This window comes from Stenotrophomonas sp. STEN008 (assembly GCF_056760435.1).
Genome location: NZ_JBRRET010000006.1, coordinates 146,800 through 159,835, shown reverse-complemented (window position 1 = coordinate 159,835; position 13,036 = coordinate 146,800). Strand labels below are relative to the sequence as shown.

Genomic DNA, 13,036 nt, shown 5'->3' with positions numbered 1-13,036 from the left:
CTTGTAGGCTTGGCCGCGGCATCCATGCCGCGGACGCCCCCGGGCGGCCCCCCCCCCCGCCCCCCGCCCATTTCCGGGCGCGGGAGGCCCGGAAGGGAAAGAAGAAGGGGAAGCCCAACGGCAAACTGCGGGGGGTGGGGGGTGGGGGGGGTAGCCGTCTCCCAGTGTAACGGTACCCCACCCCTTCGTGTTTTTCCGGCGCAGGCTGCCGAACACCCTCAATCCGAATCCTGCGCGCGCGCTGCTTCGGCCTGGGTTTCTTCCTGTGCCGCCATTTCGCGCGCGATCCACGCATCGATCATGTGCCGCTGGCGCTGTGCCTGCCGCCGCTCCCGCGTGTACTCCTGGTCCAGTACCCGGTACAGCGAGACCATCACCAGCACCATCAGCAGCGCGAATGGCAGTGCCGAGATCGTGATCATGCCCTGCAGCGCGTCGAGGCCGCCGGCCAGCAGCAACGCACCTGCGATCAGTGCGATGCCCACACCCCAGGCCAGCTTGCGCTTGGCGGGCGGGTCGCCTGCCTCGTCGGTGGACATGCTGGCCAGCACCAGCACCGCCGAGTCAGCCGAGGTCACGAAGAAGATCATCAGCAGAACCAGCGCGATGCACGACAGCAGCAATGGCAGCGGCATGCTGTCGAACAGGGTGAACAGTACGGTCTCATAGCCATTGCCCAGCGCCTGTACCAGGTCTGCATGGCCGAAGATCTGCGACCAGATCGCGGTGCCACCGAACACCGAGAACCAGAAGAAGCCCAGCAGCGTCGGCGCCAGTACCACGCCCACCACGAACTCGCGCACGCTGCGGCCACGCGAGATGCGCGCGATGAACGAACCCACGAACGGTGCCCAGGAAATCCACCAGGCCCAGTAGAAGATCGTCCAGTCGGCGACCCACGTACTGGAGGAGAACGGTGACATGCGCAGGCTCATCGTCACCAGCTGGTTCAGGTAGGAACCCAGCGTCGTGGTGAAGGTATTGAAGATCGCGCCGGTCGGCCCGAGCACCAGGACCAGTGCCAGCAGCAGGGCGGCCAGCGCCAGGTTGAAGTTCGACAGCCATTTCACGCCGCGCTCCACGCCGCTGAGGGTGGAGGCCATGTACAGCACGAAGGCGACGGCGATGATGGTCAGCTGCAGCGGCACACCGGCATGCACGCCGAACACGCGCTGCATGCCGGCTGCGATCTGGATGGTGCCGAAGCCCAACGTGGTGGCCACACCGATTGCCGTGGCCACCACCGCGGCAATGTTGACAATCCGTCCGATCCAGCCCCGATGATGATGACCGATGATCGGCTGCAGCATGTCGCTGACCAGCCCGCGGCCGTTGCGGTTGAACTGGAACCACGCCATTGCCAGACCGATCAGCGCGTAGATCGCCCACGGATGCAGGCCCCAGTGGAAGAACGCATAGCGCATCGCTGCACGTGCGGCGTCCATGCTTTCCGGTGCCAGTCCTTCCGGCGGCTTGCTGAAGTGGGAGATCGGCTCGGCCACCCCCCAGAACACCAGGCCGATGCCCATGCCGGCGGCGAACAGCATCGACATCCAGCTGGCCCGCGAGAATTCGGGTTCGGCGTCTTCGCCACCGATGCGCAGGTTGCCGAAGCGGCCGAACGCCAGGTACATCAGGAACACCAGCGCCAGGAACACCACCAGCAGGTACAGCCAGCCGATGCCGCGGATGAGTTCGCCGAGGATGCTCTGCACCACGGCGTTGAAGGGACCGGGCGCTACGCCGGCAAGCAGCACCAGCAACAGGACCAGTGCGATGGAAACACGAAACACCATGAAGGAGCTTCTCCGATCAAAGGGATTGAGGGAGCGAGCAAATGCTTGCAGCGAGGGGCCGGCGGCACTCGAGCGCTAGCCGGGCAGGGGCCGCGATGGCGGCGATGCGTCATCGGTCGCAGCGACACGATGCGCGTGCACGTTACTGAACGCGACGTCATGGTTGCGTTAATTCATCAATGGCGCGTGACGCGCAGCCGCCCCGTGGGCTCGCCCTGTTGCAGGACTTCTTATGGTCTAATGCCGGCAAGAAGCGGGGGTACCGCGGCCATCGGCCACGGTTGAGACAGTCCCTTGGAACCTGATCCGGCTCATACCGGCGTAGGGAAGCTTTGCAATGCAACCGAACCCGGACGCGGCCCAAGGGCCGTCCGCGTGCGGGGGCAGTGCGCCGCCGCTTCGTCCCTGACCCTCCTGGACGATGCCCGATGAACGCACAGCTCTCCGCCCTGCAGCAACAGGCCCAGCAACTCTCCGAATCCGTGACCCGGCCGATTCCCGGCTCGCGCAAGATCCATGTCACCGGCTCGCGCCCGGACCTGCGCGTGCCGATGCGCGAGATCACACTGAGCCGCACGCCGACCCTGTTCGGCGGCGAAGAGAACGCGCCGGTCACGGTGTATGACACCTCCGGCCCCTACACCGATCCTGACGTGCGCATCGACCTGTCCGCGGGCTTGCCGGCCCTGCGCCGTGCCTGGGTCGAAGCGCGGGGTGACACCGAACAGCTTGATGGCCTGAGCTCTTCCTTCGGCCGCGATCGCGAGCACGACCCGAAGCTCGATGCGGTGCGCTTCCCGGCCCGCAGCCTGCCGCGCCGCGCCCGTGCGGGTGGCAATGTCACCCAGATGCACTATGCGCGCCGCGGCATCATCACGCCGGAGATGGAATTCGTCGCCATCCGCGAGAACCAGCGGCTGGACGCGATCCGCGATGCAGGCCTGCTGCAGCAGCATCCGGGCGAAGCCTTCGGCGCATTCATCCAGAAGATCATCACCCCGGAGTTCGTCCGCGACGAAATCGCCCGTGGCCGGGCGGTGCTGCCCAACAACATCAACCATCCGGAAAGCGAGCCGATGATCATCGGCCGCAACTTCCTGACCAAGATCAACGCCAACATCGGCAACAGCGCGGTGTCATCCGGCATTGCCGAGGAAGTGGAGAAGCTGGTGTGGGCGATCCGCTGGGGGGGCGATACGGTGATGGACCTGTCCACCGGCAAGCACATCCACGAGACCCGCGAGTGGATCATCCGCAACTCGCCGGTGGCGATCGGCACGGTGCCGATCTATCAGGCCCTGGAGAAGGTCGATGGCCGTGCCGAGGCACTGACCTGGGAGATCTTCCGCGACACGTTGATCGAACAGGCCGAACAGGGCGTGGACTACTTCACCATCCATGCCGGCGTGCTGCTGCGCTACGTGCCGCTGACCGCCAAGCGGGTGACCGGCATCGTCAGTCGCGGCGGCTCGATCATGGCCAAGTGGTGCCTGGCCCATCACAAGGAGAATTTCCTCTACACGCACTTCGAGGACATCTGCGAAATCATGAAGGCCTACGACGTGACCTTCTCGCTGGGCGATGGGCTGCGCCCGGGCTGCATCGCAGACGCCAACGACGCGGCGCAGTTCGGCGAGCTGGAAACGCTGGGCGAGCTGACGAAGATCGCATGGAAGCATGACGTGCAGACGATGATCGAAGGTCCCGGGCACGTGCCGATGCAGCTGATCAAGGAAAACATGGACAAGCAGCTGCGCGAATGTGGTGAGGCTCCGTTCTATACGCTGGGGCCGCTGACCACGGACATCGCGCCCGGCTATGACCACATCACCAGTGCCATCGGCGCAGCGATGATCGGTTGGTTCGGTACCGCGATGCTCTGCTACGTGACGCCGAAGGAACACCTTGGCCTTCCCAACCGCCAGGATGTGCGCGACGGCATCATGGCCTATCGCATCGCCGCACATGCGGCCGACCTGGCCAAGGGGCATCCGGGCGCGCAGGTCCGCGACAACGCATTGAGCAAGGCGCGCTTCGAGTTCCGTTGGGAAGACCAGTTCCACCTCGGGCTGGACCCGGAGAAGGCAAAGGAATTCCATGACGAGACGCTGCCCAAGGACGCGCACAAGCTGGCGCACTTCTGCTCGATGTGCGGGCCGCACTTCTGCTCGATGAAGATCACCCAGGACGTGCGCGAGTACGCCGAGGCCGGAATGAAGGAGAAGTCCGAGCAGTTCCGCGCTGCGGGCGCGGAGGTCTACCAGCAGGGCTGATCGGACTGGCGTCGCCGGGCGTGCCCCGGCGGCGCTGCATCGCGCGCCTCACGCGCATCCCGTTATCCTCCGCCCATCTTTCCGGGGAAGGGACGCCATGCCTGTTGCCGTGACCACCCGCTGGCTGGCCATCGCCCGCCGCCATCCGTCCGCGTGGCTGCTGGGCGCGCAGCTGCTGGCGGTGATGCTGTATCCCGCGCTGGACGACACGGCCGCCGGCCGCGCCGCATTGGGCATGTTTGGAATGGCGGTGCTGGGCCTGGCGTTGTGGGTGGTCCAGCGCAGCCCGTTGGGTACATGGCTGGCACTGCTGCTGGCGATTCCGGCGGTGGTGTTCTCCATCGCCGGCGCGCTGCTGGACCGCGCCGCGCTGGTGACCACCGCGCAGCTGCTGGAGAGCCTGCTCTACTTCTATACGGCCGGCGCCCTGATCGCCTACATGCTGCAGGACCACAAAGTCACCCGCGACGAACTGTTCGCGGCCGGCGCCACCTTCACCTTGCTCGCGTGGGCATTCGCCTTCGCATTTGGGGTGTGCCAACAGTGGTATCCGGGCAGCTTCCAGGGCAGCAGCGAGGGACCTCAGCGAAGCTGGATGGAGCTGCTTTATCTGAGCTTCAGCTTGCTGTCCGGGGTCGGCCTGAGCGATGTCGTGCCGCTGCATCCGCAGGCACGCGCACTGGTCATGCTGGAGCAGTTCTCAGGCGTGATGTACGTGGCTTTGGTGGTTTCGCGGCTGGTCGGATTGACCATGCTGCGGCGCTTCTGAAAATGAATGGCAGATAAAAATTTCGCGCCCGAAAGGGCGCGAATGATGGTGCGAAGTTATGTGAATGCGTCGGCGAGAGAGAGCCTGATGTCGACCACGCGATAGGCGAGGTAACCGGCATAGGCTAGTATTCGCGCGCTCCATTGTTTTTGCGGTATGCGCCGATGCTTTGTGCGGAGTCTGGCTTTTCGCTGTTCCCCGTTGGGGACGGTATCGAAGGCGAACACTGCCCGGAAACTGTCTCTACTGTTTAGCAAAAAATGAACCGCAGCGAAATCCAGCCCACCGAATCTGATCGGATCCGGATTGGCGAATGTGTCGTCACTTTGTCCTCGCGAGAGGTCGAAGTTGCCGGCGCGCGTCGCCCGCGCCGGCTGACGCCGAAGGCGCTGGGCGTGCTGCGTGTGCTGCTGCGGCAACCCGGGCGCGTGGTCACCCGCGAAGAACTGTTCGCCGAGGTGTGGCCCGATACGCTGCCCACCAACGATGTGCTGACGCAGGCGGTCACCCAGCTGCGCAAAGCCTTCGCCAACGACGATGACAACGGCCAGGCGTATATCGAGACGATCGCCAAGACCGGCTACCGCCTGCGCGTGCCGGTGCAGGCCATGCCCGAGCCCGAAGCGGAACTGGCGGTCGAGGCCGAAGGCGCGGCTGGCGATTCCAACGCGGTCGTGGAAGTGCACACGCCAGCCCCGGAGGACATGCGACGCCGTCGCTGGCGCTACCTGCGACGTCGATTGTTGCTGGTGCTGGGCCTGTTGATGCTGGCCGCACTGCTGGTGATGACGGTCCTGCTGCTGCGCCGTGCGCCGGCCAGCTCTCCGGTGGAGGCGGCGGTGGAGAACGGCACGCGGGTGATCGGCAGCCCGCAGCGGCCCTATCGGCTGATCACCGCCACCGCAGGCTTCGAAACCTATCCCACGCTGTCGCCGGATGGTTCGCAGGTGGCCTACGAAGGTGCCAGCGAGGATGGCCTGGGCGGCGGTGCGATCAAGGTACAGACGTCCGGCAACGCGCCGGCGCGGCAGCTGCTTGTTCCTCCTGAGGGTGCGGTTGATCGCTTCCCGAACTGGTCGCCGGATGGACGCGACATCGCCTTTGCCCGCTTCTCCGCCGATGGGGGTTGTCAGGTGCTGATCGCCAGTGCGACCGGCGGCGCGTTGCGCCAGGCCACGCGCTGCGATGGCACCGAGCTGCTCAGCTTCGACTGGACACCCGACGGGCGCGGCCTGGTATTCGGCAGCATGGTGGGCCGCTATGCCCACCGCGGTATCCGAGTACTCGATCTGGCCAGCGGACAGTGGCAGCCGCTGCAGTACGCCGTCGATCAGGACGATTTCGATTACGCGCCGCGCTATTCGCCGGACGGCAAATGGCTGGTGTTCGTGCGCAACCCGCAGATGGGCGACCTGTGGCGGGTTCCTGCCGCGGGTGGTACGCCGGAGCAGCTGACCAGCGAGTCGGCTGAGCTGCGCGGATGGGCCTGGCTTGGCGACGGCCGCACCATCGTGTTCGGCCGCCGGGTCGACAGCGAGGTGCGGCTCTATTACCTCGACATCGAGCGGCGCACGCTGCGTGATGCCGGACTGGACGACGCGCAGTGGCCGGCGGTATCGCGGCATGGCGGCATGCTGGCCTTCGTCCATCGCCGTGCACAGTTCGGCGTGTTCAAGGTGCCGATGCAGGGCGGTGAACCGGAGCGCCTGTTTGCGTCCAGCGGCCGCGATGGTCAACCGATGGCAGCACCGGACGGTCGCCAGCTGGTATTCACCTCTGACCGCTCGGGCAGCTTCGCTCTCTGGTGGGCGGACATGCAACGCCCCGATTCGCTGCGGCCGATCGAGGGGCTGCGCCCGGAAGCACGGCAGGCCCCCGATTGGTCGGCCGACAGCCGGCAACTTCTGGTGGTTGGGCGCGATGCACACGGTCGCGCGGTGGTCTACGAGATCGCACCCCGCGACGAGCGTCTGCAACCGCTGCCCGTGCCCGCCGAACAGCCGCTGCAGGCGCTGTATGGCGCCACGCCCGAGCAGCTGCTGGTGGTCGAACGTGATGCCGACCAGCGTACGCGGCTCAGTCTGTTCGATCGCAGCACCCAACCCTGGCGGCGGCTGGCGAGCATCGACGGCGTCTCCCAGGTCCGCTTTGACCGCGCAGGCCGTCGGGTGCTGTTCACCCGCCTGGCGGCGGAGGGGTTGTGGGCGGCGGACGCGGCGCTGTCCCCGGACAGCGTGCGGCAGATCAGCGAGGACAAACCCAGCCGCTGGCGCTACCGCTCGTGGACGGTTGCCGGCCACGACAGCATCGGCTATCTCGGCAGTTCCACCCGCTGCAGCACCATCCTCGTCCGCATCGCCGCCGGGCAGGAGGATGCCGGGCGCTGCCTGGACGCGCAGCGCTTGAGCGCGAGCAACGGACTCAGCGCCAGCGCAGACGGGACGGCCCTGTTTGTCGCTCTGGCAGTCAGTGATGGCGCCGACATCGGCGTGATGCGGCTGCCCGAAAAGGCGCCAGCGCTGTTCCCGGCCTTCTCCAAGATGTTGATGTTCAAGGGAAATGGGCCTTCGTAAATTTTTCGTCGGGATCTCGCCGCGAATTCGTGGCGATCTCGTCGGTCTTTCCTGACGCGGTGCCGCCTGATTGGGCAAAACGGAGGCCTGTACTTGGCAAATCCGTGGTGCACCATGCGTCAACTCTCACTGGCCGATCGTGGCCAATCCGTCTCCCTGGACAAGGCACTCGATGACGTCGTGCCGACCTGTCTGGGCGTGGCCCGGCTCGGCAGCCTGCAGACCGCGGGCAGCAGCTTCACCGTGTGGATGCAGGTGCGCGGCAGCTCCTGGGTGGAGGCCAAGGAGGGGCGCTTCCGACTGCGCCACGGCGAATGGATCGCGTTCGAGAAGGAATCGCGCCCGCTGGTGCAGGCAGGGCGCAACGGGCTGTGCATCGGCCTGAACCTGAACGTGGAAGCGCTGCGTGTGCTGGCGGAGATGGCCGACTGCGGCCTGTACGCGGGCCGCGGCCGGATGGGCCGCAGTGACGCTCGCGTCGCGCTGCGCCTGTGGCGTGATGCCTTGGCCAGTGGCCACCCGGCGCAGCACCTGCGCCCGCTGCTGCTGCATCTGGCCGGCCTGCAGCGTGGATTGGCCGACAACGTGCAGCGCTGCCCTGGCCGTTCGCGCAGCCGCAAGCGCCAGGTGTTCGGTCGCATGCAGCGCGCCCGCCTCTACCTGGAAGGCAACAGCCACCGCGTCGTACGCATCGGCGAACTGGCCGAGCTGACCAACTTCTCCAGCTGGTATCTCTCCAAGACGTTCCAGAGCCTGTATGAAGAAAGCCCGCAGTCGCTTTCGGCACGGCTGCGCCTGGAGCGCGCCGCCGACCTGCTGCGCGACACCGACATGATGGTGGGGGAGGTCGCCGCGGCCAGTGGTTTCGACAACTGCTGCAGCTTCGCCCGGGCGTTCCGCGCCCGCTACGGGCAGTCCGCTTCGCGCTTCAGGGAAAACGGCGGCTTGCTCCCGCCACAATCCGCAAAGTCTCTGGTTGGTTCGCGCAAATACAGCGCTGCAACGCAATCGTAACGTGCTGGGGTGTTTTAACACGCTGCTAACACGTACCTTGGAGAGATTGATGAACGTTCGTAACCCCGCAGTGCGGTTCGGCCTGCTGCCGGCCGGCATTGCGCTGGCGCTGGCGCCCGCCTTCGCTTCCGCACAGGAAGCACCGGAAGCAAAGGGCACCACCGACCTGGACCGCATTTCGGTCACCGGCTCGCGCATCCGCGGCGCTGCCGTTGAAACCCAGCAGCCGATCGTCACCCTGAGCCGTGAGAACCTGGAAAAGCAGGGCTACACCTCGGTTGCCGACGTCCTGCAGAACCTGACCTCGGCCGGCTCCCCGGCCATCTCCCGTTCGGAGTCGCTGGCTTCGGGCGAAAACGTCGGTGGCTACTACGTCGACATCCGCAACCTGGGCGCGCAGCGCACCCTGGTGCTGATGAACGGCAAGCGCCTGGGCGCGACCACCGCCGGCTACCAGGATCTGAGCCAGATCCCGATGGCCGCCATCGAGCGCATCGAGATCCTGAAGGACGGCGCCTCGGCCATCTACGGTTCGGACGCCATCGCGGCCGTGGTCAACGTGATCACCCGCAAGCGCTTCGACGGCGCTGAAGCCAGCGTCTATGTCGGTCAGTACGGCAAGGGCGACGGCGACACCGAAACCTATTCGTTCACTCTCGGCAGCATGGGCGAGCGCGGCGGTGTCACCCTGTCCGCCGAGTACTCCAAGCAGGATCCGGTGTGGGCGAAGGACCGTTGGTTCAGCCGTGACGGCAACGCCGGCCCGAACTACCCGGGTTCGGGCGCCAGCCCGATCAACCAGAAGGGTGGCTTCTGCGACCCGTGCGTCACCCCGAACCTGAAGCAGGGCGAGCCGGGCTATGTCGGCCCGAGCGACCAGCGTTGGTACACCCTGCGTGATGGCGGCAACCCGGCCAACCGCGCCGACTACCGTCTGGAAACCTCCGCTGACGCCGTCAATGCCAACCAGCAGATGATGGTGCAGACCGGTATCGAGCGTAAGTCGCTGTACGTCAACGGCAACTACGACTTCACCGACGCGATCTCGTTCAACGCTGACGTGCTCTACAACGAGCGCAACACCACCCAGCAGATCGCAGGCTATCCGTACCAGTCGGCATCCTTCGACACCCCGCTGTCGGCCGACAGCGCGTTCAACCCGACCGGTGAAGACCTGACCTTCCGCCGCCGTCTGTGGGAAGTGCCGCGCACCACCGAAAGCCAGGTCAAGACCCTGCGCTTCGCCCCGAGCATCAGCGGCTTCTTCGACTTCGCCGGCAAGACCTTCGACTGGGACGTCGGCGCGCTGTGGAACCGCAACGAAACCACCAAGCGTGGTCACGGTGACATGAGCCTGATCGCATCGGAACAGGCGCTGGGCGCTTCGTTCATCGGTGCTGATGGCGTCGCCCGCTGCGGTACCAGCATGTCCGATCCGCTCGCCACCAGCGGCTGCCGTCCGTGGAACCCGCTGCTGCCGTTCGGCGTTGCCGGTGCCGGTTCGCTGGCCGACCAGGCCACCCAGGACTTCCTGTTCCCGTACTTCACCGATACCGGTCTGACCAAGACCACCAGCTTCACCGCCAACCTGTCGGGTTCGATCGTGACCCTGCCGGCCGGTGACCTGGGCTTTGCCGTGGGCGTCGAGCACCGCAAGGAAGAAGGCCGCTTCTCGCCGGACGCCTTCGCACAGTCGGGCCAGTCCACCGGCCTGGGCGCGCAGACCACCCAGGGTGAGTACTCGCTGGACGAGGTCTACCTGGAACTGAACGTGCCGGTCCTGGCGGACATGCCGTTTGCCAAGGAACTGACCCTGAATGCTGCGACCCGTTACTCGGATTACAGCAACTTCGGCGACACCCTGAACTCGAAGTTCGGCTTCACCTGGCGTCCGCTGGACGAGCTGCTGGTTCGCGGTACCTGGGCCGAGGGCTTCCGTGCTCCGACCATCGACAACCTGTACGGTGGCCTGAGCAGCAGCTTCGAGTCGTACACCGATCCGTGCGGCATCACCGCGCCGGGTTCGGTCAACGGCAACGCGGCCTGCTCGGCGGCGGGCGTCCCGGTCGGTTACACCCAGCTGGGCCAGGGCCTGATTCCGTGCACCTCGACCCCGTGTGCGACGCCGGACCAGTTCATCTCGGGTGCCAACCCGAACCTGACCCCGGAAACCTCCAAGAGCACCACCGTCGGCCTGGTCTGGAGCCCGCGCTGGGTGCAGGGCCTGGACATCTCGCTGGACTGGTACAAGTACGAAATCAGCGACATGATCATCGCTGACAGCGTCGACCGCATCCTGCGTGACTGCTACGTGCTGGGCGATGCTTCGCGTTGCGCCGCGCACACCCGTGCAGGCGATGGCCACATCAACGGCATGACCTACGGCCTGGCCAACCTCGGCCAGATGGAAACCCAGGGCTACGACCTGGGCATCAAGTACCGCCTGCCGGAGCTGGCCATCGGCCAGTTCGCGATCGACTGGCAGACGAGCTACCTGGCCAAGTACGACGAGCAGGGCCAGAACGCTGACGGTGACAACATCACCATCGGCCGTGTCGGTGAGCCGGGCCTGTTCCGCGTGCGTTCGAACCTGGGCCTGACCTGGTCGAAGGGTGACTTCGGCGTGGCGTACACCGCGCGTTACTACTCGGGCATGAACGAAGCCTGCGTGGCCAACCGTCCGTGCGACGACGCCGACCGCTACCAGAACGGTGAGAAGTCGCCGCTGCGCAAGACCGGCTCCAACACCTTCCACGACCTGCAGGTCAGCTGGAAGGCACCGTGGGATGCCACCATCGCGCTGGGCGCCAACAACGTGTTCGACCACAAGGGTCCGATCATGTTCACCCAGCCGAACTCGAGCTTCGCCTACTACGGCGGCTTCGACGTGGGTCGCTTCCTGTACATGAAGTACACCCAGCGCTTCTGATCCATCGAAGTGCGATAGCAGAACGAGGAGGGCGGACCGCAAGGTCCGCCCTTTTCGTTTCTGTAAGGGAATTCTGATCAGGTCGGGAAAGTGAGTGCGGTCACTGTCTGCTCTTGTCGCATTCAGCACAGTAGGTGCGTCCAATACCGGACACTGGGAGATGGATATGAAGCGCACGCTTTTCCGCCAGGTATCGGCCGCCGTCCTGATCTATGCAACGCTGGTGGGCTCGCTGTCCGCACGGAACATCATCGTCTGCGGCGGCGGTGTGTACTGCGAGCAACTCCGGCTGGAGTGCCTGGCCAAGGGCAGCGCCCCGGCCCTGTGCGAGCGTCAATGGCGTCTGTGCGTGCTGGACGCCTGTCCGCAGCGCTGAGAGAGAAAAAAGGGCGCGTCCGTTGGACGCGCCCTCATGCGAGGTGACGGCAGTCGCCCGCGTGCCGCTCAGGCGTCAGTGGGTGTCAGCCCCATCAGTGCATTGGCATGCTCACGCCACTGCGGCAATCGATTGAGTACGCCTGCGCGCTGCAGGTAGTCCTCGTCAACGGGATCGCCGTTGACCAGCGCCAGCGCCACGTGCACCGCGCCGGTCACCCAGAAACTGCGGGTCGTGGCGCGTTGCGGCTGCAGGTGGAACGCCACCGCTTCGATGATCGGCATCGGCAGGCCCCACAGCCCCAGCAGGTAGGCGCCGGCTTCGGCGTGCCCGGGACGGAGGTCGCCGGCCAGCGCAGGCTCGCTGCGCTCGTTGCGGACGCCCGGCAGCAGTAGGCCGATGTCAGCCAGCAGCGCCGCGGTGGCACCCAGTTCCGCACTGGAATCGGGCAGCAGGCGGGCGGCCAGGCGCGAGGCGAGCAGGGCGCGCTGCTGCAGCGAGTTGCGTTCGGCCGCAGACAGCGTCGGTGCCGAGAACACCTCGCTTGCCAGGACCAGGTCGCGCAGGGTGGACAGGCCCAGTCGGGTGACCGCCGTGCGCAGATCGGCGATGGTGCGGCCCTGGCTGAAGAAGGCCGAGTTGGACAGCTGCAGGACTTTCGCGGCGATGGCAGGATCGGCGGCGACCAGTTTGGCCACGTCGGCGCTGTCGGTATCGTCATCGTGTTCCAGGGCCTGGGTCAGGCTCAGGTACAGGTGTGGCGGCGAAGGCAGCTTCTCGATGCGGCCGATGGCATCACGCAGGCGCGGGCTGTCCAGCACCTCGCGCAGCTCTTCCAGGCTGGTCAAGGCCTCCAGCAGCACTTCCGGCGCCAGTGGCAGCGGCAGGAAGCGGTGGGCAACGCCGATCAGGCGCGCCGGTGGTGGCCGGTTGCCGTGCTGGGCATCGACCAGGGCGATACGGATGGTTTCCGGGCGCAGTGTCCGGATCTGCCCCAGCAAGGTGGTGGCATTGAGGTCCGGCAGCTGCGGGCAGACGATCACCGCGTCCACGCCCTGCGTCGCCACTGCCGTCATCGCGGTGTGGCCGTCGGCGGCGGTCAACGGCTGCCAGTCTTCCCCAAGATCGGCAATGAATTCGGTCAGCTCGGCCGGCAGGCTGGCTGCATCTCCAACAAGCAGAATACGCACGACACAATCCCCTGGCTGTCTCGACGCTGGATGTCGACGACGTGTGAAGTGACGCAATTTACCTAATACAGCACCCGGAGTGCTGTGCCGTGGTGTTGAAACGTGACCCGCATCGC

Annotated in this window: 8 protein-coding genes and 1 riboswitch; of the genes, 6 read left to right on the top strand and 2 right to left on the bottom strand. The window is 65.9% G+C overall.

What is annotated here, in order from left to right:
- Positions 1–218: 218 nt before the first annotated feature.
- Entirely contained in the window at positions 219–1,796 is a 1,578-nt protein-coding gene (locus tag ACVOME_RS05325; protein ID WP_481504808.1) for a BCCT family transporter, read from the bottom strand.
- 245 nt (positions 1,797–2,041) lie between these two features.
- Positions 2,042–2,142: riboswitch (TPP riboswitch) on the top strand.
- A gap of 82 nt (positions 2,143–2,224) precedes the next feature.
- Here ACVOME_RS05325 and thiC point away from each other — a divergent pair.
- From thiC to ACVOME_RS05295, 6 genes are all read left to right on the top strand, one after another.
- Positions 2,225–4,069 carry a phosphomethylpyrimidine synthase ThiC gene (gene thiC / locus ACVOME_RS05320; RefSeq protein WP_180875870.1) on the top strand — a complete coding sequence of 615 codons (1,845 nt, stop codon included), beginning with the start codon at positions 2,225–2,227 and terminating at the stop codon, positions 4,067–4,069.
- Between the two features lie 97 nt (positions 4,070–4,166).
- Positions 4,167–4,838 (top strand): ion channel, encoded by a 672-nt coding sequence (locus tag ACVOME_RS05315; protein WP_053519170.1) that lies wholly within the window; start codon positions 4,167–4,169, stop codon positions 4,836–4,838.
- A 260-nt stretch (positions 4,839–5,098) separates the two neighbouring features.
- Entirely contained in the window at positions 5,099–7,411 is a 2,313-nt protein-coding gene (locus tag ACVOME_RS05310; RefSeq protein ID WP_445394124.1) for a winged helix-turn-helix domain-containing protein, read from the top strand.
- A gap of 114 nt (positions 7,412–7,525) precedes the next feature.
- On the top strand, positions 7,526–8,425 hold the full coding sequence (locus tag ACVOME_RS05305) for a helix-turn-helix transcriptional regulator (protein ID WP_053519175.1): 900 nt from the start codon (positions 7,526–7,528) through the stop codon (positions 8,423–8,425).
- A 49-nt stretch (positions 8,426–8,474) separates the two neighbouring features.
- The gene (locus tag ACVOME_RS05300) at positions 8,475–11,354 is read left to right on the top strand and encodes a TonB-dependent receptor plug domain-containing protein (protein ID WP_065175097.1); all 2,880 of its coding nucleotides are present in this window, start codon (positions 8,475–8,477) and stop codon (positions 11,352–11,354) included.
- 166 nt (positions 11,355–11,520) lie between these two features.
- Positions 11,521–11,730, top strand: coding sequence for a hypothetical protein (locus tag ACVOME_RS05295; protein ID WP_481504807.1), 210 nt, complete (start codon positions 11,521–11,523; stop codon positions 11,728–11,730).
- A gap of 68 nt (positions 11,731–11,798) precedes the next feature.
- On the opposite strand, the gene ACVOME_RS05290 is transcribed toward ACVOME_RS05295, so the two are convergent.
- Positions 11,799–12,920: an HDOD domain-containing protein gene (locus ACVOME_RS05290; protein WP_053519181.1), complete on the bottom strand. Its 1,122-nt coding sequence runs from the start codon at positions 12,918–12,920 to the stop codon at positions 11,799–11,801.
- Positions 12,921–13,036: the final 116 nt, after the last annotated feature.

Bases quoted from the DNA above. Each gene is read 5' to 3' on its own strand.
- ACVOME_RS05325 (WP_481504808.1), bottom strand. From the start codon at position 1,796: ATGGTGTTTCGTGTTTCCATCGCACTGGTCCTGTTGCTGGTGCTGCTT.
- thiC (WP_180875870.1), top strand. From the start codon at position 2,225: ATGAACGCACAGCTCTCCGCCCTGCAGCAACAGGCCCAGCAACTCTCC.
- ACVOME_RS05315 (WP_053519170.1), top strand. From the start codon at position 4,167: ATGCCTGTTGCCGTGACCACCCGCTGGCTGGCCATCGCCCGCCGCCAT.
- ACVOME_RS05310 (WP_445394124.1), top strand. From the start codon at position 5,099: ATGAACCGCAGCGAAATCCAGCCCACCGAATCTGATCGGATCCGGATT.
- ACVOME_RS05305 (WP_053519175.1), top strand. From the start codon at position 7,526: ATGCGTCAACTCTCACTGGCCGATCGTGGCCAATCCGTCTCCCTGGAC.
- ACVOME_RS05300 (WP_065175097.1), top strand. From the start codon at position 8,475: ATGAACGTTCGTAACCCCGCAGTGCGGTTCGGCCTGCTGCCGGCCGGC.
- ACVOME_RS05295 (WP_481504807.1), top strand. From the start codon at position 11,521: ATGAAGCGCACGCTTTTCCGCCAGGTATCGGCCGCCGTCCTGATCTAT.